The sequence below is a fragment of the Methylovulum psychrotolerans genome (genome assembly GCF_002209385.1).
Classification (GTDB): Bacteria; Pseudomonadota; Gammaproteobacteria; order Methylococcales; family Methylomonadaceae; genus Methylovulum; species Methylovulum psychrotolerans.
Genome location: NZ_CP022129.1, coordinates 3,689,085 through 3,712,146, shown reverse-complemented (window position 1 = coordinate 3,712,146; position 23,062 = coordinate 3,689,085). Strand labels below are relative to the sequence as shown.

Genomic DNA, 23,062 nt, shown 5'->3' with positions numbered 1-23,062 from the left:
ACCCCCAAAAGGATGCCCGTGTGCTAGAAATTGACCCTTTACTGAATAACTTGGAAGCCGGACTACGGCAATTGATTGAAGAACGCCAGCTCAAGCAGCCGCTGATGATCGGTATCCATTCCGGCGGGGTTTGGGTGGCGGAGGCGATGCACCAACGCTTAAACATCAGCGAGCCGCTGGGCTTGCTGGATATTTCTTTTTACCGCGACGATTTCTCGCAAATCGGTGTCCACCCCAACGTCAAACCCAGCCAATTGCCCAACAGCATCGAAGGCCGGGATATAATCCTGATTGACGATGTCTTTTATACAGGCCGCACCATCCGCGCCGCCCTGAACGAAATTTTCGATTATGGCCGTCCGAACCGTGTGGTACTGGGCGTACTGATCGAGCGCGACGGCAAGCAGATACCCGTCGCCCCCGATTGTGCGGGCGAACGTCTGACCTTGTCCGCACAACAACGCATTAAACTCACCGGCCCCCAGCCTTTAAAAATCCATATAGAAACCGCCACCCGCCATGACTGATAACTTGCAATTAAATGCAGACGGCAAGCTTAAACATTTTTTGACCATCGAAGGCCTGAGCAAAGCCTTGTTGACCGAGATCCTCGACACCGCCGAGTCGTTTGTCGGCGTGTCCGACCAACAAATCAAAAAAGTGCCGCTGTTGCGCGGCAAAACCATCGTCAACCTGTTTTTTGAAAACAGCACCCGCACCCGCACCACCTTTGAACTGGCCGCTAAGCGCCTGTCCGCCGACGTACTGAGCATGAGCATCGCCACCTCGTCGACTTCCAAAGGCGAGAGCCTGCTCGACACCATCCGCAACCTCGAATCCATGTTTGTCGATATGTTTGTGGTGCGCCATGCCATCAGCGGCGCGGCGCATTTCATCGCCCAGCACACCGCCCCGCACATCAGCGTCATTAACGCGGGCGACGGCCAACACGCGCACCCGACCCAGGCCATGCTCGACATGTTCACCATCCGCCAAATTAAAAAAGACTTTGCCCCGCTCCGGGTGGCGATTATTGGCGACATTCTGCACTCGCGGGTGGCGCGTTCGCAAATCCAAGCCCTCAATACCCTAGGGGCGAAAGAAATCCGCGTCATCGCGCCGAAAACCCTGTTGCCTGCGCATGTGGAGACCTTGGGCGTGACGGTGTCGCATGATTTGACCGAAGGCCTGCAAGATATTGATGTGGTGATGATGCTGCGCCTGCAAAAAGAGCGCATGACCTCGGCACTGCTGCCTAGCGAGAGCGAATATTTTAAATGCTTTGGCCTGACCGAAAGCAAGCTGAAAATCGCCAAGCCGGATGCGATTGTCATGCACCCCGGCCCCATTAACCGGGGCGTGGAAATCGAGTCCACCGTCGCTGACGGCCCGCAATCGGTGATCTTAAAACAAGTCAGTAACGGCATTGCCGTGCGTATGGCGATTATGTCTATGGCCATGCAGCCACAAGGAGCTTTCTGATGGCGAACATCCTTATCCAACACGGGCGTATCATCGACCCCGCCAACGAACTGGATCATGTAGGCCCGCTGTATATCAGCGGCGGCAAAATCGCCTCGGTCACTGACGCGCCAGCGGGTTTTGTCGCCGATACGGTGATTGATGCCAGCGGGCAAGTCGTTTGCCCCGGTTTTGTGGATTTGAGCGTGCGCCTGCGTGAGCCCGGCCAAAGCCGCAAGGCGACGTTTAAGAGCGAAACCCGTGCCGCCGCGAGTGCCGGGGTGACGACTATGTGCCTGCAACCCGATACCACGCCGGTCATCGACACGGCGGCGGTGGCTGAGCTGATTCGGGAGTTGGCGGAAAAGGCCGGTTATCCGCAAGTCTACCCTATCGCCGCCCTGACCCGAAAGCTTGAGGGTAACGAACTCAGTTCCATGCTGGCTTTGAAGGAAGCGGGCTGTATCGCCGTCAGTAACGCCAACCAGCCGATCCGCAATCTGTTGATTTTGCGGCGGGCGATGGAATACGCCGCCAGCCATGACTTATTGTTGATATTCCGCCCCAACGACTACTGGCTGGGCAATAACGGCTGCGCCCATGAAGGCGCGGTCGCCACCCGTTACGGCCTGCCCAGTATCCCCGACGCGGCGGAGACCATCGCTTTAGACCAATGTTTGGAACTGGCCGAGCTGACCCGCTGCCGCGTCCATTTCGGCCAGCTCAGTTGCAAGCGTTCGGTGATTAAAATCCATCAGGCTAATAAGTATGGCTTGAATGTCACTGCCGATGTCGCCATGCACCAACTGCACCTGACCGAAAACGACATCAAGCCGTTTGACAGCGCTTACCATGTCCTGCCGCCGTTCCGTACCGAAGCCGATAAGCAATACCTGCGGCAAGGCTTGGCCTGCGGCACCATCAGCAGTATTTGCTCAGACCATCAGCCCCACGATATTGATGCCAAGCTGGGCGCGTTTCCAGAAACCGAGCCGGGCATATCGGCTTTGGAAACCCTGTTGCCGATGATGCTGAAACTGGTCGCGCAACACGCCATTACCCTGAGCCAAGGCATCGCCGCCTTAAGTGAGCAGCCCGCGCAGATTCTGCAATTGCCCAGCGGCACCCTTACGCCAGGCGTTGCCGCCGATGTTTGTGTGTTCGACCCGGAACTGGCTTGGCAAGTCAACCGCAGCCAATGGCATAGCCGGGGCATCAACACCCCATTCTGGCAACAGACTTTAAAAGGCCGTGTCACCCATACCCTGCAAGCGGGCAAACGCATTTTTTGCTTGGCCGACGGGCAATAAGCAACGGGCCGTCAGGTAAAAGCCTAGCTTGGGCAACTGTCGTCAGTTGCCCAAAGCCATGCCACTTAATGCCCAGCCTTTCAGCATTACCACCCCGAATGGCGGACAGGCTTGGCGCGGGCATGGCACACTCCCATCATTAGGCCATATTGCAGAGCCACAACGGCAAAACTCTCGCGCTTTTCGCTGGCCGTTTTAAATTGCCGAACCGCCGCGACAACTTACTTAAGGTCTGACATCCCCGTTTGACAAATAAGTGAACAGCATCGGCATAAACACCATTATGCTATAAACCAAAGCAATGCCTGCTATTATCATTAAAAAGCTATAGATTGTTTTCATGTCCTAACCTGCTGTTTTTTAAATTATAGTTTTGTTGAGCTTTTAATATATCCCTAATCGCCAAAATGGCAAGCCCTTGCCATACCCCCCTACCCAAGCACCTCCCAAACAAAACTTACCCACCAGCGTTGTCGGTTTTCTTTACAGCATAAAAAGCCTATAAAACACCCTAGTTTTGATTTTGATACCCACAATCAGGGCTACTTGTTAAAACAACCGCTATTACAGCAAAATCCAGTGTCATTTTTTTTTACACATAGTCCTTTAAGCAGAAAAACAAAAAATATAACTTATTAAATTGCAAAAACATTAAATTTTATGGCATATAAAATGCTTGTATCATGCTAAGTTATTGTCATGGCTCTAGTCTTGGCTACCGCAACGTTTTATATCCCCTACAAACCCCATTTTTAGGACTTTTCTATGTCATTCATTAACAAAATCAACTTGGCCATCACCAGTTCGCTATTGTTGTTTGCGTTGGCCACACCCGCCTCCGCCGCAAACCTGACCGTCACCAACGTGACCTTACCGTCCGGCACACCGTTTAACCTGACCATTTCTGGCGGCACCTTAGGCTCAACACCACGCACGGTCACCACCCCTTATGCCGGCCAAATCGTCCTGCAAACCAACGAACTGGGCGCCATCGGCACTTGGTGCGTAGACGACCTGCACACCATTTACCTTAACAGCCATTACACCTACACCACCGGCCTGTTAAACACCGACAGCATGGGCAGCACTATCGCCTCCTCACACGCCTTGGGTAGCCAACAAATCCATGATGTCATGGCCTTGGCGACCTACGGCAACCAACTGCTGGCCACCACCGCCAGCGGCATTAACCGCAATATGCTGTCAGGCGAAATCCAAGCCGCTATCTGGTCGGTCATTTACGGCGCGACCGTCACCGCCAGCGGCGCCGACGTGTCCGGCGTGTCCGCCCTGACCTTCAATAACGGTGTGCAAGCCCTGAAAAACTTAGCGCCCAGCTTGCCGACCGGCCCTGCGGTCGCCTTATTCAACCTTGCCGCCGACGGCACCATCCTTGCGCAAAGCCTGATCGGCTCGTCTACGCAATTGGCGCAACTGGTTCCTACGCCTAACGCATTGGCCTTAATGTCCGTCGTCTTAATCGCTGGCGCGACCTTACGCAAACGCCATCACGGCTAACATTAGCCACTCTTGTCGGAGTACGGCCATCTTGGGCCGCAACAGCGGGCAGGATGCCCGCGCTCTGACATAGCCTTGCCCATAGGGCATAAAAAAAGCCGCTCCTGCGGCTTTTTTTATGCCCTCCCCCTTTAGGCCATCGCCAACAGCACATACACCGCCCCTGCCCCACCGTCTTTAGGCGGCGCAGAGCAAAACGCCAACACGTCGGGGTGCTGCCTAAGCCAGAGATTGATTTTGTTCTTAAGAATGGGATAATTTTCTTGTGAACGGTAGCCTTTGCCGTGGACAATATGGACGCATCGGTAACGCGCCCTGACCGCATCCGCCAAAAAGCCCAGCAATTCGCGGTGCGCGGCGGCGCTGTTCAGGCCATGCAAATCCAGCTCGGCTTGGGGGGCAAAATAGCCTTGGCGGAGCTTGGCTAAGCTGTTTTTGGCGACGCGCCCACTAACATAGCTAATATCGTCCTCCGTACCGACTAAAGCCAGCACCTCGTCCGCCACCTCGTGGACGGGAGGGCGCGGCTTAGGGAAAGGCTTAGGACGCGGTGCGCCTAAGCCATGAACTTTATCATTTTTCAGCGGGCTAACCTTACCGACCGCCTCCCGAAATAAGTCACTATCTTCTGTACTGAGGATTTTTTTTGTCACGAAAGCTGATTTTACTGGCTATAGTTGCTAAGATGCCCGATTTTATAGTTTATTGGGCGGCAGGGCGATAAATAATGCATATTTTGTTAAGCAATGATGATGGCTATCTGGCCGAAGGCCTCTGTGCCTTAGCTGACGCACTCCGCCCCCACGCCACCTTATCGGTGGTCGCCCCTGACCGCAACCGCAGTGCCGCCAGCAACTCCCTCACTCTAGAAATGCCCTTACGCGCCCACCTCGCCCATAACGGCTTCATCAAAGTGGACGGAACCCCCACCGATTGCGTCCACCTCGCCTTAACCGGGCTGCTGGACAGTGAGCCGGACATGGTTTTTGCGGGCATCAACCACGGCGCCAACCTCGGTGACGACGTGCTGTATTCAGGTACTGTCGCCGCCGCCAGCGAAGGGCGTTTTTTAGGCCTACCCGCTGTAGCCATCTCCCTAGTCGGCAGCAACCCCGTACATTTTGCCACCGCCGCCCAAGTCGCCGTCACCCTGTTAACGCAATTGCTGGCCCAGCCCCTGCCCCAAGACACCATCCTCAACGTTAACGTGCCAGATTTACCGCTAGCGACGTTAAAAGGCTATCAGGCGACCCGACTAGGCCAACGCCATAAAGCCGAACCGATGATAAAAAACCTCGACCCACGCGGACGCACCATCTACTGGGTCGGCCCGCCCGGCAGCGAACAGGACGCAGGCCCTGGCACCGACTTTTACGCCATCGCCGAAGGCTATGTCTCGGTCACGCCGCTGCAACTGGATTTGACGCGGTACGAACGCATAGCGCAACTGAAAGACTGGCTCCCAAGGACAAGCCTATGAGTTTAGACCTGCAAGGCATCGGCATGACCTCGCCGCGCACCCGCAAACGTATGGCGGCACGGCTTACCGAACAAGGCATCAGCAACGAAGAAGTGTTAACCGTCATGCGCACCACCCCGCGCCATGTCTTCATGGACGAGGCCTTAGCCAGCCGCGCCTACGAAGACACCGCCCTGCCCATCGGCTTTAACCAAACCATCTCCCAGCCCTACATCGTCGCCAAAATGACCGAACTGCTCCTAGCGGCCGGGCGGCCGGGCAAAGTCTTGGAAATCGGCACCGGCTGCGGCTACCAAACCGCCATCCTCGCCCAACTCGCCGATCACGTCTATTCGGTGGAAAGGATTTTAGCCCTACAAAAAAAAGCCAAAGACATCCTCTGGGACCTGAAACTGAAAAACGTCCATTACCTGTACGGCGACGGCCATAGCGGCTGGGCGGACTACGCCCCTTACGACGGCATCCTGGTCGCCGCCGCCGCCCCCGAAGTACCCGAAGCCCTCCTGCAACAACTGGCAATCGGCGGGGTCATGGTCATCCCGGTCGGCGAAAACGGCGGCCCGCAAACCCTACAACGCATCACCCGCACCGCCCATAACTACAAATTTGAACACCTAGAGCCGGTCAGCTTTGTGCCGTTTTTGCCGGGGAAGGATTGAAGGATATACACGCCTACTTAGTCCGATAAATATCATTGATACATACCAATCTAGGGTATATACTTTCAATATCAACTTAAGAGGCGGGGTTAATATGCAGTCGACTGCGAAGCTATTTATCACAGGCAGAAGCCAAGCAGTGAGGCTTCCGAAAGAATTCCGTTTTTCGGGGGCGGAAGTGTTTATCCGTCGTGACCCCTTGACTGGCGAAGTCATACTGTCACCCAAACCTGCATCTTGGGCGGCGTTTTTCGAGCTGGCCGACCGCACCAATATCCCCGCCGATTTCATGGCGGACCGCGAAGACCTGCCGAACCAAGAGAGGGATTTGTTTTGATGCGTTATATGCTGGATACCAATATGGCCAGTTATATTATCAAAAGCCATCCCCCGGCGATCCGTAACCGACTGGCGTTGCTGCCGATGGAAAGCATTACCGTATCCGCAGTTACCCAAGGCGAACTGTTATACGGCTTAGCGCGTAAGGGGCATCCGGCCTCGCTTGCAAAACTTATCCGCGAATTTCTTTTTTGTGTTGAAACATTGCCTTGGGACGGGCAAGCCGCCACCGTTTATGGCGATTTACGCGCCTCTTGCGTGTCGGTCGGCATTACACTTGGCGCGCTCGACATGATGATTGCCGCCCATGCAATAGCCGCCAATACCCTACTTGTCACCCATGATAAAGCATTCAGCCTAGTCCCCAATGGGGTTTTGACTATCGAAGATTGGCTGAATGAGGTTTAAGTTATCAACGATGGCGGCAAAAAACACACGGCTGACGGTACCATCCAAAACTGGGCAATACGATGGCCGGCCAGACTCCGACGGCGCCCAACCGTTAGCTTTATACAAATTAACATATTAACTTAATGGCAGCGGCCTTACGGCTTACCCTACTTAGCTACCCAATTCCGCCGCCAGCCGCGCCTCATCCAACTCCCCTTCCCACCGCGCCGCGACCACCGTCGCCACGCCATTGCCCATCAAATTGGTCAACGCCCGCGCCTCGGACATAAAGCGGTCTATCCCCAGAATCAACGCCAAGCCTTCGACCGGAATGGTCGGCACGGCGGACAAGGTCGCCGCCAAGGTGACAAAACCACTGCCCGTTACCCCAGCCGCCCCTTTCGAGGTCAGCAGCAACACCGCCAACAGCGTCAGCTCCTGTGTCCAGGTCAACGGGGTATTGGTGGCTTGGGCGACAAACACCGCCGCCATGGTCAAATAAATTGACGTGCCGTCCAGATTAAACGAATAACCCGTAGGGATGACCAAGCCCACCACCGATTTGCCGCAGCCCAGCCGCTCCAGCTTAAGCATAATACGCGGCAACACCGATTCCGACGACGACGTACCCAAAACGATCAACAACTCGTCTTTGATATAACGGGCAAACTGCCAGATACTAAAACCGCAATAGCGGGCAATCAGCCCCAACACGCCGAACACGAACACCAAGCAGGTCAAATAAAAACAGCCCATCAGCTTCGCCAACGGCGCTAACGATTGCACCCCGTACTGGCCGATAGTAAACGCCATCGCCCCGAACGCCCCGACCGGAGCCAGCTTCATGACCATTTCGACCATCCCGAACAACACCTGGGCGACATCATTAAGCCCCGTGCGCAAGCCCGCCCCCCGCTCACCCAACACCGCCAAAGCGCAACCGAACAGCACCGCCACCAACAACACCTGCAAAATATCGCCCTTAGCGAAGGCATCCACGGCACTGGTCGGGATAATGCTCAGTAGAAAACTCACTGTCCCCTGGCTTTTGGCAGTATCGGTATAACCCTTCAAGCCGTGGGTATCCAAACTGCCGACATCCACATTCATCCCCACCCCCGGCTGGAAGACATGCACCACCAGTAGGCCGATCAGCAACGCCAAGGTACTGACCAGCTCAAAATACAGCAGCACCCGAACCCCAACCCGCCCGACCCGCTCCAAACCCTGCATCCCGGCAATCCCCACCGCCACCGTACAGAAAATAATCGGCGCGATCAGCATCTTAATCAGCTTAATAAAGCCATCCCCCAACGGTTTCATGGCAATGGCGGTATCGGGGTAAAAATGCCCCAAAACAACGCCGATGGCAATGGCGGTCAGGACTTGGACGTAGAGGTGGCGGTAGAATGGGGTGGGCATGGTTTTTAGGGGAAAAGGGCGGAATAGGTAGGTCTATTATGGCTTATTGGCTAATAATAGCGCCTATTTTTAATGACATGGAATGCCAAATAGGCTACAAATAGACGTATATAAACAAGCAACGAGGTTTTTTATGGTAACCATTCGCCCCACCGAACAGCAAAAACCTTTAAAACAGCAGGATACTGTTACCCAAAACGGCTGCGGGAGCGCGATTAGGTTATCGGCGGCTGAAGACCCGCAACTGAGAAAATACACCCGCCAAGTGCTAAGCCTTGATGACTTCACGCAAGCCGATATTCAAGCCATCCTTACTTCCGAATCACCTGTAGAAGCACTGGCTTTTAACGCTGAATACCCGGAAAGCCCTAGTAGTTTGCAAGTTATAGAGTCCGAAGCTTATCACGCAGCATATAAACGTATAAGTTAAAAAAGGGTACAGGTCTCGGAGCGCGGGCATCTTGCCCGCACAAGGGCGGGCAAGATGCCCGCGCTCCAAAGCCCCTACCTGGACTCCACCGTAATCTTCCCCGCCTCTTCCTGCAACGCCGCAATCTCTTCCGGCTTTAACCGCCCCTCCACTTGGTCGCGGGCAATCGCCGCTTCCATAGAGCCTTGCCCGGCGGCGAGGGTAAACCACAGGTAAGCGCGTTTAGGGTCGTTTTCGACCCCCGACTTATAGCGGTAGATATTGCCCAAATCGTATTGGGCTTTGACATGGCCGGCGCGGGCGGCTTTTTCGATCCAGTTGATCGCTTCCTTGTAATTTTGCAGCACCCCAATGCCTTTAGACAAGGAATTGCCATATTGGTATTGGCCTTCAAGATTACCGTGCTGGGCAGATTTTTTAAACCATTGCGCGGCTTCCTTATCACTTCGCACCACCCCCCTGCCCTCGCTCAGCAACACACCGACTTGCAGCTCCGCCGCGCCGTCGCCACCTTGGGCACGGTCTACGGCGCGGTTGTAAGCGGCAATGTCTTGGGCTTCCAATTCGGGTACGGCAAACTGCTGGAGCAGCCAAGCCCCAAACATCAGCACCGTCAGGGCGGCGATAATCGAACTCCAAGTGACGATCAGCGTATTGATCAGAAAAAACCGATAGCGGCATTTCCGACAGCGGTAGGCTTTGTAAAACGTCCTGACCATAAACGGGTCATTAGAACGGAAAGTTGTCCTGCGAAATTCTTCTGACGCACATTTAGGGCATTGGGCTTCTGCTGACGGACGGGCAGCTGATTTTTTTTTAAGCTTTATCATGTTATTTTTTTATATTCAATGCACATCAGAACCCCGCATTAATCGGTTAATCAGTCTATATTATGGGGCTTTAGGCAGTGGCGGGCAATAATACCCCCTGAAACGGTTTATAGTGGCAGGTTGTTTTTGCCCATCCTTAATGCCGCTTACCGCTTACAGAAAACGGTTTTCGATACGGCAAATAACCCCTGATAATAGCGTCTTAACCGCTTTTATGCAATTATGGCGACAACATCTTGGGCAGGTAGCCATGAATAATAGGCGGGCGGGGGTGGGAGGCGGGTAGGACTGCTGGCATTGATGGCGGTGTTGGCAATTTTTAGGCAAAAAAAAGGGGGCTATAAAAGCCCCCCTTGAATGAGCGCACCTCAAACTTGTCTGGCAGGTTTGGTATTGATAGTGGTGTTGACTTTGCTAGTCACGGGTTTAGTATCCACTTTGTCCTGCTTGCTATAATTCGGTCTGTTAAACGTATCGTTGTCATCTTTAGGCGGCATAGGGTCTTTGCCCGCCATCATCGCGTCGATTTGGTCTTTGTCGATGGTTTCCCATTTCATCAGCGCGTCGGCCATTTTGTGCAAGATAGTGATGTTTTCTTGCAATAAGGTTTCGGCACGTTGGTAGTTACGGTCAATCACGGCGCGGATTTCTTCATCAATCTGCTGGGCGACATTGTTAGAAACGCTGCTGCCTTGTGAGCCGGGATAGCCCATAAATGGCTGGCCTTGCTCTTCGCCGTACACCAATGGCCCCAACTTGTCAGAAAAGCCCCAACGTTTGACCATATTACGGGCCAATTCGGTCGCCCGTTCTATGTCGTTAGACGCACCTGTCGTTACCCTATCGCCACCGTAAATCATCAGCTCAGCAATACGGCCACCGAACAGGCTGGCGATTTGGCTTTCCAATTTACGTTTGCTGGCGCTGTACTGGTCTTGCTCAGGTAAGAACATGGTGATACCCAACGCCCGGCCACGCGGCATAATGCTTACTTTATAGACAGGGTCATGGTCAGGCGACAACTGGCCGACGATGCAATGTCCGGCTTCGTGGTAAGCGGTCAACAGCTTATCGTCTTCGCTCATCACCATGGTACGGCGTTCCGCACCCATCAGAATCTTGTCTTTGGCTTTTTCCAGATCCTGCATGGTCACTTCTTTCTTGTTGCTACGCGCCGCAAATAAAGCCGCTTCGTTAACCACATTGGCCAATTCCGCACCGGAGAAACCGGGGGTGCCTCTGGCAATATATTTCAGTTCGACATCAGCAGCGACCGGCACCTTTTTGATATGGACGTTAAGGATTTGCTCACGGCCACGGACATCCGGCAAACCGACATTTACTTGACGGTCGAAACGGCCCGGTCTGAGTAAGGCTTTGTCCAAAATGTCGGCACGGTTGGTGGCGGCGATGACAATCACGCCTTCATTACCGTTAAAGCCATCCATTTCCACCAGCAACTGGTTCAGGGTTTGCTCACGTTCGTCGTTACCGCCGCCCATGCCGGCCCCGCCACGTTGGCGGCCTACCGCGTCAATTTCATCAATAAAGATAATGCAAGGGGCGTGTTCTTTGGCTTGGGCGAACATGTCGCGGACTCTGGACGCACCGACCCCGACAAACATCTCGACAAAATCCGAACCGGAAATGGTGAAGAACTTAACCCCCGCTTCGCCGGCAATCGCTCTGGCGATTAAGGTTTTACCCGTACCCGGAGGGCCTACCATCAAAATGCCGCGCGGAATTTTACCGCCCAATTTTTGGAACTTCTGTGGGTCAGACAAAAAGTCGACCAGCTCAGTCACTTCCTCTTTGGCTTCTTCACAGCCCGCCACGTCGTCAAACGTCACGGTCATTTTGTCTTCTTCGAGCATTTTGGCTTTGCTTTTACCAAAGGTATTGGCACCGCCACCCGCACCCTGCATCCGGCGCATGTAGATAATCCACACCGCAATCAGCAACAGCATAGGGAACCACGAAATAAAGATGTCCATCAATAAAGAGCGTTGTGCAGGCGGCGTAGTGCGGATCTGGACGTTGTTCTTCATCAGGTCATCGATCAGGTTGGCATCGCCGGGATTATAAGTCTCGACATTTTGCCCGTCGGTGGTGCGGATTTTAATCAGTTGTCCGGCAATCTCGACATGATCGACCAAGCCATTCTTGACCTTAATGATAAAATCCGAATAGGCGAGCGTGTCCTGCGGCGGCGGCGCGGTGTTGACGCGGTTGTAGATCAGGAATGCCCCAGTGAGCACAACCAACCACAACAACCCGTTTAATATATACTTTTTCATTTTATTATCCCCTGACCTCTAGTAAGGCCATCTGTTAGACGTTTGTTTATTACGATAACATCGCCATTCAAAACCCGACGCCTCCACGTCGCCCTAATAGATTGATTTTCATTGTCCCTAGCCAAATTAACCGCATTTGGCCTTGAGACAATTAAACCACCTTTACCCGCAAAAGTCTTTCATTAAACAATGCTACCGACGCGCCGTTAACAGCCTGGCAAAACGCACTTAATTAGTTGTTTTAAAAGCTTTTTTATCACTACTTTTGGCCCGATACCAGTATTATGCCCGATCCGGTAACGGTGTTTTTACAAAAAACACGATAATTGCTGGCCGAAACTGGCTTTCATCTTATTCAAAGCCACCACTTGGATTTGCCTGACCCGTTCACGGGTCAACTGCAACTGGGCACCAATTTCCTGCAAGGTCATTTCCTGATCGGCGGCCATGCCAAAATGGCTACAAATGACTTGCGCTTCACGCGGGTTTAACGACGTGATAGCCTTAGCCAGCAAACGTTCCAAATCGGCTTCGGCGATACGCGTGAAGGCATGGGTAAACACCTGCTGCTCCAAAAAATCAATCGGCGCGAAACCGTCCTCTTCATCTTCGGGGCCTTCCAGCGACATGACCGACTGCGAAATTGACAACAGGGTATCGACATCATCGCGCGACAATTTGGCAAACTCCGCCAACTCGTTCAGGCTAGGCTCAATGCCCGTACGCGCCATCAGCTCGTTCTTCGCGCGGAACACCTTATTAATGGTCGCTACCTGCCCACAGGGCACCCGCACCAGCCGCTCGCAACGCGATAGCGACCGGGAAATGGCTTGCCGTATCCAATAACCCGCATAAGTGGAAAACTGGAAACCGAGCCGATGGTCGAAACGGTCAACGGCTTTGAGCAAACCGCTTTGGCCTTCCTGCACCAAATCCTCAAAATCCAAAAACCCGGCTTTATATTGGTTGGCGATAAACAGCACCAGCTTATTATTGGCTTCCGCCAATTGCTGCCGCGCCACCAACCACGCCTGCTCGGCGACTACCATATCGGTAAAGGTCTTGTGCATGTCGGCACTGGACAAGAATAAAAACGCCGGATCATAATCCTCCACCGCCAACGCCCGGAACTTGTCCGCCACTTGTGCGGCACTGCGGTTGCGGCGGCCTTTGCCCTCCAGACGCTTGCCCAACAACTGCGCTTGGGCGGCATTACTGTCATGGGCGGGCTGCGGGCAAAGGCCGCGTAGCTTATAGCCGTACACAATAACCTCGGCGATGCTGTTCAGCTCTTCAAACGCAAACGGGAAAGCTTGCAAAGCCGTTACCAAACGTTGCTTATGGCTGGCATATAGCGGGTCGGCCTGCATCAGTGCCTGATTAGCGTCGCAAAAGGCTTTTTTTATTTCCGCTAAAGCCGAAGCCAAATCGGACACCAAAGCCGCTTCTTCATCCGGCTCTTGCCCGGCCATTTTTTCGTGGCTATTGAGCAACACCAACGCCGTTACCGGAAATTGCGCCAACGCATTAATCAAATTCGTTTTTTCTTCGCTTAAGCGGCGGGCGATCTCGACATTACCATGCTCATTGGCGGCAATCGGACTGGGGCTATTATCCGCTACCGTATCAGCCCGCTTGTCCGTTAGGCCGCCTTTAACGGCAGTACCGCGTTGTTGTCTCGACAAATGCTCAGTTAGATAAGCCATGTTCACCCTCTCCTCGCCGCTAAAGCGTTTTAAAATATCATCAAGGCGCGGCCTTATTAAGCCGTGCGTGTGCATTTTTTACTGCATAACCCGTAGTATTAGCGGTCTGTAGAGCCGCTAATTGTCAATCCATAAGAACTAGTCTGTTTCCTAATCACTTAACAATACTGTAACAAGAGTATCTTATTTCGTCAAGATATAGTTTTACAAAACATGAACAAAAGTTGATTAACTTGTTTTTGTCCAACTATACGGCTCGCAATAAGCGGTTTAACCAACCCAGATAACCCTAATAACATTATAAAAATAATGGCTATTAGGCTAATTTATGGGCGCACAGCCTATTTTTAACCCATTATCGCCGCTTTATTGCTTATTGATGGACAACTCCAGCCCTATAAGCTTGCACTTTAAAAGTTAGACATCACTATGTTTTGTCACACTTGCAAAATGCCAGACACTCGCGTTAAATCGGAATATATACCCCTTACCTAAACGGTTGCTGAACGAAACGAAAAAATATCCGCCTAAACCTAGCAATGCGCGGAAAACCAAGGCCTATTTTTGCCTTTATTTAAAAATACCCGGCAATGCTTGCCGATACCCTATTTGGCAAGAAAATCACCTGATTTATGCACCGACCAGCGGCGGCTCAGGTAAAATAGCCAGATCCTACCCGACCCCACAGCCTGCTCCCGGCTTTGTGGATGAACTATTTTTGAATTTTTAGCTTATATCTGACGTGAAGCCATTATTAGAAGACTTAGTACAAACGCCCATCCCCACCCGGCACGGCGAATTTATCCTGCACTACTACAGCAACTCATTGGACCGCAAAGAACACATCGCCTTAGTAAAAGGCGACGTTAAAGGCCAGGACAACGTGCCGGTGCGCATCCATTCCGAATGCTTTACCGGCGACGTATTAGGCTCTAGGCGCTGCGACTGCGGCGAACAACTGGACATGGCCCTGCACCTGATCAGCCAAGCCGAGTGCGGGGTGTTGATCTACCTGCGCCAAGAAGGGCGCGGCATCGGCTTGCTGAAAAAACTCCAAGCCTATAACTTACAAGACCAAGGCATGGACACCGTCGATGCCAACCTGCACCTAGGCTACCAAGCCGACGAACGCGAATACGACATCGCCGCGCTGATCCTGACCAGCCTGCAAGTCAACTCCATCGCGTTAATCACCAACAACCCGGAAAAAATCGACGGCCTAAAAGGCCTAGGCATCGCCGTCAATACCCGCATCCCCATCGAAATCAAAGCCAACGACGATAACTTGGGCTATTTGCAGACCAAAGCCAAAAAAATGGCGCATTGGTTGTTTCAGACGCAGAACGAGCAGGATTAAACCCGCCAACCTCCGCACTCCCTGAGCGAAGCCGAAGGGGGCAGGGGAAAAAAGGGGCTTTCCCCCCTGACTTTCGCCTGTACGAAGGAAAAGATACTGGCTCCCTCCCCTGCGAAGGGGAGGGCTGGGGTGGGGTTTAACACGCTGAAGCGCAATATATACTTCAAACGCCCACTTAATTTCATGCACGTTCCTTAATAGCCTAAGCAATAGGCTGTAGGTCAGCGTGGCGGCCATAAGGGCCTATCGTCGGCACCGTAAGTCACACCAAAATTAAACGCCGACAAGTCGCCCAATACATATTGCAGCTCCAGCCAATACCGATCAAAATTATAAGATTCCATACCGCCATAGTCATCTACCGCGTAAGTATCGTGCAAATAATGGCCTAAACGGGCCAGCAAAATGTCAGGTGCCAGTGTCCAAGGGTTTAGCCCCAACCATCGGGCCTGGTGATTATGCACCTCAAGCCAGCCGAGGCAGCTATCGTTGCTATCCTCGATATTCAAAACGAGCTTGCGTTTATAGTAGAATAGGCGAGTGATGCCATACTCCGAATCCGACTCTACCTTATCAGGCTCGCCCAACAACGTGACCAGCTCGGCTTCGGTCATGCCGAAGACAATATCATCAACGCCGCGCTCTAATACTATCTGCATGGTAAATCCCCCTAAGGCACCACCTTTCGCGGCAAATACGCCGCCAAAAACGGCAAAATCTTCGCCTGATACGCCGCCGGATTGTAGGCATGTAAATCCCAATGCGCCGCCCCCTCAACCGCCCAAAACTGCTTAGGTTCTTTCGCCGCCGCAAAAATCCGCCGCGCTTCCGCCAAGGTCGTTAGCGGATCTTCCGTGCCGGACGCGACCAACACCGGGGCCGCCAACGCGCCTATCTCATCAATAGGGTGCAATTGCCCGGCAGAAATACCCAAGCGCCACGGCAACTGCCACAACAGCAACGGCGCAACACCCCGACCGAGAGGGCCAAAATAATGCACCATCCGATCCGTAACCGCGTCCTCAATGGTCGGAAACATCGACTCCAGCACCACCGCATCCGGCGGCGGGGTCGCCTTCGCCAACACCGCCGCCGCTGCACCCAAAGACACCCCGATCACACCGACCTTCTCCCCCGGCACCTGCCGCCGCAAATAAGCCAACATGGCTTTAACCGCCTCGCCCTCATTCACGCCAAAAGTAATGTACTGCCCCGTACTCTCGCCATGCGCGGGCAAATCCACCAACAACACCGAATACCCCGCCAGACCTTAACCCTATCGAACACAAATGGGCACAGCTTAAATCCATCCGCAACCAAGCACGATGTTCCGTTGACGACCTCTTCACTGGGGCGGTTACAGGACATCTTTTTATATCGGATTAGCTATAGACCAATAATACGGCTAATGCAGCAAGCGGGATACTATTGATGAAGCCGGGGAAAAGCAGCACAAATAACAGCAATAACAGGCCATGAAAGCCATTAGACCAAGCCGTTTTCGCCCCGCTATTGATATTTTCCGAACTGCGGACAATCTCGGCAATCATCGGCAAGCCGCCTATTAATCCGGCCACGATATTACCGATGCCGACCGCCGTTAAATCCCGGTTGAAATCAGAAGAACGCTGATAAGGGTCAAGTTTATCGACCGCCGCCGCACTGAGCAAGGTTTCAAGGCTACCAACCAAACTGATGCTGAGCACCGCCTCCCAAAAAGCGATACTGAACAGCTTGGAAAAATCGGGAAAATAAAAATCGGCGGCAAAATTATCGGCAATCGTCACCAAAAACGGCCCACCACTAACCGCCGTCTTTTGCGCCAAGCCAAAATGCCAAGCAAAAATCATCCCCACCAAGACCACCAGCACCGCCGCCGGAATCCGGCTGCCAATTAATGGCCAAATAGCCAATATCAACAAGCCTAAGATGCTGATAAGGACAATCTCTGGTTTTAAATTCAATAGACTATGCGGAATTTGTAAGATAACCGAAACTAAACTGCCGGGCTCTGGAGTAACGCCCAGCAAAACGTGGCTTTGGGTAGCAATAACAATAATCCCAATCGCCGCTAACATGCCATGCACTACCGATGCCGGAAAAAAGGCGCTGAACCGCCCCATTTTCAGCACCCCCATCATGACTTGAAGGCAACTGGCTACCACAATGGCCGCTAAGGTATAACGGTATCCCGCCATAGCGTCGCCCTCACCTAACGCCTGCACCGCCGCCAATATCACGACAATTAACCCTGCCGCCGGGCCGTTAATGGTCAGAAAAGAGCCGTTAATGCGCGATACCAGCAGCCCGCCGATAATAGCGGAAATAATTCCTGCCGACGGCGGAAAACCGGAGGCTATCGACACCCCCAAGCATAGCGGCAAAGCAATAAGAAAGACCAAAAATCCGGCGGACAAATCACTACGCCAGTTTTCTTTTAAACCGGCCAAGCCGATTTTAGGTAGCGTTGGCACGGAAGGTTTATTCATACAATTCCTAATTGATTAAAACAGGGCAAGAAAGGAACTCGACTTGGCGAATGCAGGCAAAAAACCATAATTAAGGAACCTAGGGTAGATGCCCACGCTCCAAAACCCAAGCGATCGGCTTTAGATTTAATATCGTCGCGGCAATGAAAAGACGCGGCTACCCGCGTCTTAGAATGTTGGCTTAACAACAAGCCTAACTTAAAAACACGCCTTCATCGCCACGCCAATATCGGTAGGCGAGCTGACCACTTCAATCCCCGCCGCCTTCAACGCGGCAATCTTACCCGCCGCTGTGCCTTTGCCGCCGGTGACTATCGCCCCGGCGTGACCCATACGCTTACCCGCCGGGGCAGTTTGTCCGGCAATATAAGCCACCACAGGCTTGGTGACGTGGGCTTTGATATAGTCGGCGGCATCTTCCTCTTCGCCGCCGCCGATTTCGCCGACCATGACAATGCCTTTAGTCTGCTCATCAGCCTGAAAGCGGCTGAGGACATCGACGAAGTTCATGCCATGCACGGGGTCGCCGCCGATACCGACGCAAGTGCTTTGGCCTAGGCCTTGGGCGGTGGTCTGATGGACGGATTCATACGTTAAGGTGCCGGAGCGCGAGACGATGCCGATAGAACCCGGTAAGTGGATTTTCGCAGGCATGATGCCGATTTTGCACTGCCCTGGGGTGATGATGCCGGGGCAGTTGGGGCCGATCAGTAACGCGCCAGTCCCCGCCATAGCGGCTTTAACGCGCAGCATTTGCAAAATGGGGATGCCTTCGGTAATACAGACAATCAATTGGATACCTGCGTCTACGGCCTCTAAAATCGCGTCTGCGGCGTAAAACGGCGGCACATAGATGACGCTGGCGGTCGCGCCAGTCGCGTCCACAGCGGCTTGTACGGTGTTAAAAACGGGCAAACCCAAATGAGTCTCGCCGCCGCGCTCAGGGGTTACGCCGCCGACCAGTTGCGTACCGTAATCCAAGGCTTGTTGGGAATGGAAAGTGCCTTGTTTGCCGGTAAAGCCTTGGCACAGGACTTTAGTGTCTTTATCGATTAAAATGCTCATGCGGCCTCCGCCAGTTTTACCACTTGTTCCGCCGCGTGCGCCAAGTCCTCGGCGGCATATAAATTCAGTCCGGTATTGCTTAACAACGCCCGCCCCTCTTCGACATTCGTGCCCTCCAAGCGCACCACGACAGGAATGCTGACATGGATTTGTTTGATCGCTTCCAGTATGCCTTCGGCAATGACATCGCATTTGACGATACCGCCAAAAATATTGACCAACACCGCTTTAACAGTGCCATCTGACAGGATCAACTTAAAGGCTTCGCAGACCTTGGCGACCGTGGTACCGCCGCCGACATCCAAAAAGTTGGCGGGTAAGCCGCCTTTCAGCTTGACCAAGTCCATCGTCGCCATCGCCAAACCCGCGCCATTGACCATACAGCCGATATTGCCGTCTAAGGTAATATAGTTCAGGCCGAATTGTTGGGCTTCATTTTCTTTGTCGTCTTCTTGCGCCGGGTCTTTCATCGCCAAAATGTCGGGGTGCAGGGCAACGGCGTTGTCGTCAAAATTGATTTTGGCATCCAAGGCCAACAGCTCGCCAGTATCGGTTTCAATCAGCGGGTTAATTTCGATTTGGCTGGCATCTTTGGCTAAAAACAAATCATACAGGCCCTGCATAATCGCCGCCAAGGCTTTTTGCTGCCCGCCTTGCAAACCTAAGGCATAGCCGACTTTCCGGCATTGGTAGCCTTGCAAGCCGGCGGCGGGGTGGACGGGTACGGTCAGAATCAATTCTGGGGTATCATGGGCGACGGTTTCTATATCCATGCCACCTGCCGCCGACGCGATAAAAATCAACCGTTCGCTGGCACGGTCTAACACCAAGCTTAAATAAAGCTCGCGTTTGATCGGGTAGGTTTTTTCCACCAGCACTGCGCCGATGGGCAAGCCTGCGGCATCGGTTTGCTGGGTGACTAGGCGGCGGCCCAGCAGGTCACGGCTGTATTGCCCGACCGCCGCGACGCTGTTGGCCAGTTTGACCCCGCCGACCTTACCGCGTCCGCCCGCATGGACTTGCGCCTTCACCACCCAAGTGCCGCCGCCCAATTGTTGCGCCACCGCTTCGGCCTGTTCCGGGGTACTGGCCGACTGGCCTTCGGGGATCGGGATATGGTAATGCTGAAACAACTGCTTGGCCTGATATTCATGGATATTCATACGTGCTCCTGACGGTTTTGGCGAAAAACGATTGGGTAATCGGCGCTATTATTATTTAGAATGGGCTTAAACAGCCTTAACCCCCTGACCGGGGCTTTAGCTGCTATGCTATAAGCTGGTGGCTATTCTAGCCAAGTCTCTATAAAACGCTATCCTTATCATAAGCAAATGGCTATAAAACCCTCTGAACGGCTATACCCCTGCCCTTTTTCCAAAGGCTATGGCATTCCGGCGCAGCAAGCCTGGGCCTTGTTAAAAGTATTCTTGATCTATCGGCTGATCTTGGCGAGCTTATTTCTCGCGCTGTTATACCAAGATGCCGATACCAGCCTACTGACCCCTTACTACCGTGACTTATATGTATACAGCAGCCAATGCTATTGGTTACTGACTTTCACGTCATTGATTTGTGTGTTCTGGCGGCTGACCCAATACACATCGCAAGCGCAATTGCTGATTTTTACCGATATTATCCTGCTCACCTTGCTGATGCACGCCTGTGGCGGCATTAAAAGCGGCTTAGGCATTTTGATCGCCATTTCCATTGCCTCAGGCGGTCTGTTAATCGGCGGCATTTGTGCCGTGCTATTTGCGGCCATGGCGAGCTTAGCGGTACTCGCTGAGCGGATTTTTACCGACCAACACCAGATCATCGACCCCAGTTCTTACACTTATACCGGCATATTGGGGGCGGCATTTTTTACTATTGCCTTATTAGCCTATATTCTTGCCAAGCGTAGTGAAGACAGCTTGCAACTGGCCGAGCAGCAGCAGGCGACCATTCTTAAGCTAGAAGACTTAAACCAGTATATTATCCAAAACTTACAATCGGGGATCATCATTGCCGACCGACGCCAGTATATCCATTCGATTAATGAGGCGGCCTTAAGGTTAACCAAACAAACCAAGCCGCCTAAGCACCTAAGCGACGTTTCCCCACATCTGGCGCGGGCGTTCCGGCACTGGCTGACCGACTCGGAAGCCAATGTCGCCGCCATCGCCATCCCCGACCAAGCCGACATCAGTAGCCGTTTTATGCTGCTGTCCGCACATTATGATAATTTTTATATGGTCATGCTAGAGGATAGTGCCCTGCATAACCAACGGGTCCAGCAAGGCAAGCTGGCTTCTTTAGGCCGCCTCACCGCCAGCATTGCCCATGAAATCCGCAATCCGCTCGGTGCCATCAGCCATGCCGGGCAATTGTTGGCGGAATCCGAGCAGTTGCCCGCTGCGGACCGTCGCCTGACCGACATTATCGTGACCCAATGCGGGCGGGTCAATGTCATTATTGAGGATATTCTGCGTTTGTCCAAACGCCATGATTCCAACCGCGAACGCATTGAATTGACCGCTTGGCTTGATCAGTATCTGCAAAATTTCACGCTCTTACATCAGGTGTGTACCGAAAATTTCCGTATCACCCATAACCAAACCCCTTTGTACGGGTTTATCGACCCTAACCATCTAAGGCAAATCATGAATAACTTATGTGAGAACGCCTTAAAGTACGGAAAACCGGAACTGGGCCACATTTTTGTCCAAAGCTTTCTCGACGAAGGCTTACCTTGCATCGAAGTCATTGATAACGGCAAAGGCATTAGCCAACAACACCTTAACAACCTGTTTGAGCCTTTTTTCACGACATCGGCCAGCGGTACAGGTCTGGGTTTATACATTTCTAAAGAACTGGCGGAACTCAATCAGGCAAAATTAAGCTATCATTTAACAGATGATAATCGGAGTTGCTTTCGGCTCTGTGTACTCAATGCGGACAAAAACCTGATTGAAATATGACCAAACCACTGGCACTAATCGTAGATGATGAACCGGATATTCGGGAACTGCTCGAAATCACCCTCAACCGGATGGGCATTAACTGCCAATGCGCAGGCACACTCGCCCAAGCCGCAGCCCTACTTAGGCAATATGCGTTTGATGTTTGCCTGACCGACATGCACTTGCCGGACGGCGACGGACTGGACTTGATCGACCAGATCCAGACCTTACCCAGCCCTTTACCAATTGCGGTGATTACCGCGCACGGCAATATGGACACGGCAATTTTGGCGATGAAAAAAGGCGCTTTTGATTTTGTCTCCAAGCCGGTCGATTTGGCGGCCTTACGGCAACTCATCAAAAGCGCCCTGAAAGAATCGGGCGATGCCAGCGACAAAAAACCGCAGATGCAACAGGTTTTGCTCGGCGAATCGGCGGTCATGTGCGACATCCGCGCCAAAATCACTAAACTGGCGCGTAGCCAAGCCCCGGTCTATATCAGCGGCGAATCCGGTTCGGGCAAAGAATTGGTCGCCCGACTGATCCATGAACAAAGCTCACGTCACGACCGGCCATTTATTGCCATTAATTGCGGGGCCATCCCTCATGAACTGATCGAAAGCGAATTTTTCGGTCATAAAAAAGGCAGTTTCACGGGAGCCGTCAGTGATAAGAAGGGGCTGTTCCAAGCGGCGGAAGGCGGCACCTTATTTTTGGATGAAGTCGCCGATTTACCTTTGTCCTTGCAAGTGAAGTTGCTACGGGCTATCCAAGAGAAAAAGATCCGCCCGGTCGGCGAATACCAAGAAATTCCCGTCGATATTCGCCTGTTAAGCGCCACCCACCGCAATTTGGCGCAAATGGTGCAAGAGGGTAGCTTCCGGCAAGATTTGTATTACCGCATCAATGTCATTGACCTGCATATCCCGCCGTTACGCGAACGCATCAGCGACATCACCTTGCTCATCGCCCATATTTTAGCAAAATTGACAGGCGGCAATAATCCTAGCTTATCGTTCGCTGCCCTAGCGGCTTTGCAGCAATATGCGTTTCCGGGCAATGTCCGCGAACTGGAAAATATTTTGGAACGCTCACTGGCTTTATTCAATGGTAAAGAGATTGAAGTTGACGACCTTAATTTGCCTGTCAGTAGCCCGAACACCAATAACCCCGCCGATTATGATCCGTCTCAGGGGTCACTGGAAGATTATTTGGAAGACATTGAGCGCAAAGCCATCGCCACCGCGCTAGAAGAGAATAAATGGAACAAAACCGCCGCCGCCAAGCAGTTAGGGCTGTCTTTCCGCTCCTTCCGCTACCGTCTTAAAAAGCTGAACATGGATAACTAACCCCCTGTCAGGCGGGGC

Annotated in this window: 21 protein-coding genes and 1 pseudogene; 12 read left to right on the top strand and 10 right to left on the bottom strand. The window is 52.8% G+C overall.

Annotation, left to right across the window (positions count from 1 at the left end; all coding sequences use genetic code 11):
• Positions 1-20: 20 nt before the first annotated feature.
• The 4 genes from pyrR (at position 21) to CEK71_RS16755 (ending at position 4,289) form a co-directional block, all read left to right on the top strand.
• Positions 21-527 (top strand): bifunctional pyr operon transcriptional regulator/uracil phosphoribosyltransferase PyrR, encoded by a 507-nt coding sequence (gene pyrR, locus CEK71_RS16770; RefSeq protein ID WP_088620453.1) that lies wholly within the window; start codon positions 21-23, stop codon positions 525-527.
• The gene (locus tag CEK71_RS16765; protein WP_088620452.1) at positions 520-1,482 is read left to right on the top strand and encodes an aspartate carbamoyltransferase catalytic subunit; all 963 of its coding nucleotides are present in this window, start codon (positions 520-522) and stop codon (positions 1,480-1,482) included. The genes pyrR and CEK71_RS16765 overlap by 8 nt, the downstream gene beginning before the upstream one ends.
• Positions 1,482-2,771, top strand: coding sequence for a dihydroorotase (locus CEK71_RS16760; RefSeq protein WP_088620451.1), 1,290 nt, complete (start codon positions 1,482-1,484; stop codon positions 2,769-2,771). Before CEK71_RS16765 ends, CEK71_RS16760 begins: the two co-directional genes overlap by 1 nt.
• A gap of 765 nt (positions 2,772-3,536) precedes the next feature.
• Complete coding sequence (locus CEK71_RS16755; RefSeq protein WP_088620450.1) at positions 3,537-4,289, top strand: hypothetical protein; 753 nt, start codon at positions 3,537-3,539, stop codon at positions 4,287-4,289.
• A gap of 131 nt (positions 4,290-4,420) precedes the next feature.
• On the opposite strand, the gene CEK71_RS16750 is transcribed toward CEK71_RS16755, so the two are convergent.
• Positions 4,421-4,942 carry a Smr/MutS family protein gene (locus CEK71_RS16750; RefSeq protein WP_088620449.1) on the bottom strand — a complete coding sequence of 174 codons (522 nt, stop codon included), beginning with the start codon at positions 4,940-4,942 and terminating at the stop codon, positions 4,421-4,423.
• 74 nt (positions 4,943-5,016) lie between these two features.
• Between CEK71_RS16750 and surE the strand changes: the two genes are divergently transcribed.
• The 4 genes from surE (at position 5,017) to CEK71_RS16730 (ending at position 7,175) form a co-directional block, all read left to right on the top strand.
• A complete protein-coding gene (gene surE / locus CEK71_RS16745) occupies positions 5,017-5,769 on the top strand; it encodes a 5'/3'-nucleotidase SurE (RefSeq protein WP_088620448.1) in 753 nt (250 codons plus the stop codon).
• On the top strand, positions 5,766-6,428 hold the full coding sequence (locus tag CEK71_RS16740) for a protein-L-isoaspartate(D-aspartate) O-methyltransferase (RefSeq protein ID WP_088620447.1): 663 nt from the start codon (positions 5,766-5,768) through the stop codon (positions 6,426-6,428). The genes surE and CEK71_RS16740 overlap by 4 nt, the downstream gene beginning before the upstream one ends.
• A gap of 94 nt (positions 6,429-6,522) precedes the next feature.
• Positions 6,523-6,765, top strand: a complete 243-nt coding sequence (locus tag CEK71_RS16735) for an antitoxin (protein ID WP_088620446.1) — start codon at positions 6,523-6,525, stop codon at positions 6,763-6,765.
• Positions 6,765-7,175: a type II toxin-antitoxin system VapC family toxin gene (locus tag CEK71_RS16730; RefSeq protein WP_198328597.1), complete on the top strand. Its 411-nt coding sequence runs from the start codon at positions 6,765-6,767 to the stop codon at positions 7,173-7,175. The genes CEK71_RS16735 and CEK71_RS16730 overlap by 1 nt, the downstream gene beginning before the upstream one ends.
• 153 nt (positions 7,176-7,328) lie before the next feature.
• Here the strand turns inward: CEK71_RS16730 and CEK71_RS16725 are convergent, their stop codons facing one another.
• A complete protein-coding gene (locus tag CEK71_RS16725; protein ID WP_088620445.1) occupies positions 7,329-8,579 on the bottom strand; it encodes a dicarboxylate/amino acid:cation symporter in 1,251 nt (416 codons plus the stop codon).
• Between the two features lie 133 nt (positions 8,580-8,712).
• On the opposite strand from CEK71_RS16725, the gene CEK71_RS16720 reads away from it, so the two are divergent.
• A complete protein-coding gene (locus CEK71_RS16720; RefSeq protein WP_088620444.1) occupies positions 8,713-9,009 on the top strand; it encodes a prevent-host-death protein in 297 nt (98 codons plus the stop codon).
• A 74-nt stretch (positions 9,010-9,083) separates the two neighbouring features.
• On the opposite strand, the gene CEK71_RS16715 is transcribed toward CEK71_RS16720, so the two are convergent.
• The 3 genes from CEK71_RS16715 to CEK71_RS16705 form a co-directional block, all read right to left on the bottom strand.
• A complete protein-coding gene (locus tag CEK71_RS16715) occupies positions 9,084-9,839 on the bottom strand; it encodes an SEL1-like repeat protein (RefSeq protein WP_088620443.1) in 756 nt (251 codons plus the stop codon).
• Between the two features lie 368 nt (positions 9,840-10,207).
• Positions 10,208-12,136, bottom strand: coding sequence for an ATP-dependent zinc metalloprotease FtsH (gene ftsH, locus CEK71_RS16710; RefSeq protein ID WP_088620442.1), 1,929 nt, complete (start codon positions 12,134-12,136; stop codon positions 10,208-10,210).
• A 308-nt stretch (positions 12,137-12,444) separates the two neighbouring features.
• Positions 12,445-13,842 carry a sigma-70 family RNA polymerase sigma factor gene (locus CEK71_RS16705; protein WP_088621669.1) on the bottom strand — a complete coding sequence of 466 codons (1,398 nt, stop codon included), beginning with the start codon at positions 13,840-13,842 and terminating at the stop codon, positions 12,445-12,447.
• Between the two features lie 742 nt (positions 13,843-14,584).
• On the opposite strand from CEK71_RS16705, the gene ribA reads away from it, so the two are divergent.
• Positions 14,585-15,199 (top strand): GTP cyclohydrolase II, encoded by a 615-nt coding sequence (gene ribA / locus CEK71_RS16695; RefSeq protein WP_088620440.1) that lies wholly within the window; start codon positions 14,585-14,587, stop codon positions 15,197-15,199.
• Between the two features lie 221 nt (positions 15,200-15,420).
• On the opposite strand, the gene CEK71_RS16690 is transcribed toward ribA, so the two are convergent.
• The 5 genes and pseudogenes from CEK71_RS16690 to sucC all read right to left on the bottom strand — a co-directional run bounded on the left by CEK71_RS16690 (position 15,421) and on the right by sucC (position 19,916).
• Positions 15,421-15,858 carry a hypothetical protein gene (locus CEK71_RS16690; protein WP_088620439.1) on the bottom strand — a complete coding sequence of 146 codons (438 nt, stop codon included), beginning with the start codon at positions 15,856-15,858 and terminating at the stop codon, positions 15,421-15,423.
• Positions 15,859-15,869: 11 nt separating this feature from the next.
• A complete protein-coding gene (locus tag CEK71_RS16685) occupies positions 15,870-16,451 on the bottom strand; it encodes an alpha/beta hydrolase (RefSeq protein ID WP_269766561.1) in 582 nt (193 codons plus the stop codon).
• A 133-nt stretch (positions 16,452-16,584) separates the two neighbouring features.
• Positions 16,585-17,688 (bottom strand): annotated as a pseudogene (locus CEK71_RS16680) (SulP family inorganic anion transporter); the annotation flags it as partial.
• A 198-nt stretch (positions 17,689-17,886) separates the two neighbouring features.
• The gene (sucD, locus tag CEK71_RS16675) at positions 17,887-18,753 is read right to left on the bottom strand and encodes a succinate--CoA ligase subunit alpha (RefSeq protein ID WP_088620436.1); all 867 of its coding nucleotides are present in this window, start codon (positions 18,751-18,753) and stop codon (positions 17,887-17,889) included.
• A complete protein-coding gene (gene sucC / locus CEK71_RS16670; protein ID WP_088620435.1) occupies positions 18,750-19,916 on the bottom strand; it encodes an ADP-forming succinate--CoA ligase subunit beta in 1,167 nt (388 codons plus the stop codon). Before sucC ends, sucD begins: the two co-directional genes overlap by 4 nt.
• A 168-nt stretch (positions 19,917-20,084) precedes the next feature.
• Between sucC and CEK71_RS16665 the strand changes: the two genes are divergently transcribed.
• Both CEK71_RS16665 and CEK71_RS16660 read left to right on the top strand, forming a co-directional pair.
• Positions 20,085-21,713 (top strand): sensor histidine kinase, encoded by a 1,629-nt coding sequence (locus tag CEK71_RS16665; protein ID WP_088620434.1) that lies wholly within the window; start codon positions 20,085-20,087, stop codon positions 21,711-21,713.
• Positions 21,710-23,044, top strand: coding sequence for a sigma-54-dependent transcriptional regulator (locus tag CEK71_RS16660; protein WP_088620433.1), 1,335 nt, complete (start codon positions 21,710-21,712; stop codon positions 23,042-23,044). Before CEK71_RS16665 ends, CEK71_RS16660 begins: the two co-directional genes overlap by 4 nt.
• Positions 23,045-23,062 lie beyond the last annotated feature (18 nt).

Bases quoted from the DNA above. Each gene is read 5' to 3' on its own strand.
- CEK71_RS16730 (WP_198328597.1), top strand. From the start codon at position 6,765: ATGCGTTATATGCTGGATACCAATATGGCCAGTTATATTATCAAAAGC.
- CEK71_RS16720 (WP_088620444.1), top strand. From the start codon at position 8,713: ATGGTAACCATTCGCCCCACCGAACAGCAAAAACCTTTAAAACAGCAG.
- CEK71_RS16715 (WP_088620443.1), bottom strand. From the start codon at position 9,839: ATGATAAAGCTTAAAAAAAAATCAGCTGCCCGTCCGTCAGCAGAAGCC.
- CEK71_RS16755 (WP_088620450.1), top strand. From the start codon at position 3,537: ATGTCATTCATTAACAAAATCAACTTGGCCATCACCAGTTCGCTATTG.
- CEK71_RS16765 (WP_088620452.1), top strand. From the start codon at position 520: ATGACTGATAACTTGCAATTAAATGCAGACGGCAAGCTTAAACATTTT.
- CEK71_RS16660 (WP_088620433.1), top strand. From the start codon at position 21,710: ATGACCAAACCACTGGCACTAATCGTAGATGATGAACCGGATATTCGG.
- CEK71_RS16740 (WP_088620447.1), top strand. From the start codon at position 5,766: ATGAGTTTAGACCTGCAAGGCATCGGCATGACCTCGCCGCGCACCCGC.
- surE (WP_088620448.1), top strand. From the start codon at position 5,017: ATGCATATTTTGTTAAGCAATGATGATGGCTATCTGGCCGAAGGCCTC.
- CEK71_RS16735 (WP_088620446.1), top strand. From the start codon at position 6,523: ATGCAGTCGACTGCGAAGCTATTTATCACAGGCAGAAGCCAAGCAGTG.
- CEK71_RS16705 (WP_088621669.1), bottom strand. From the start codon at position 13,842: ATGGCTTATCTAACTGAGCATTTGTCGAGACAACAACGCGGTACTGCC.
- ftsH (WP_088620442.1), bottom strand. From the start codon at position 12,136: ATGAAAAAGTATATATTAAACGGGTTGTTGTGGTTGGTTGTGCTCACT.
- CEK71_RS16665 (WP_088620434.1), top strand. From the start codon at position 20,085: ATGGCTATAAAACCCTCTGAACGGCTATACCCCTGCCCTTTTTCCAAA.
- CEK71_RS16760 (WP_088620451.1), top strand. From the start codon at position 1,482: ATGGCGAACATCCTTATCCAACACGGGCGTATCATCGACCCCGCCAAC.
- CEK71_RS16690 (WP_088620439.1), bottom strand. From the start codon at position 15,858: ATGCAGATAGTATTAGAGCGCGGCGTTGATGATATTGTCTTCGGCATG.
- sucD (WP_088620436.1), bottom strand. From the start codon at position 18,753: ATGAGCATTTTAATCGATAAAGACACTAAAGTCCTGTGCCAAGGCTTT.
- CEK71_RS16725 (WP_088620445.1), bottom strand. From the start codon at position 8,579: ATGCCCACCCCATTCTACCGCCACCTCTACGTCCAAGTCCTGACCGCC.
- sucC (WP_088620435.1), bottom strand. From the start codon at position 19,916: ATGAATATCCATGAATATCAGGCCAAGCAGTTGTTTCAGCATTACCAT.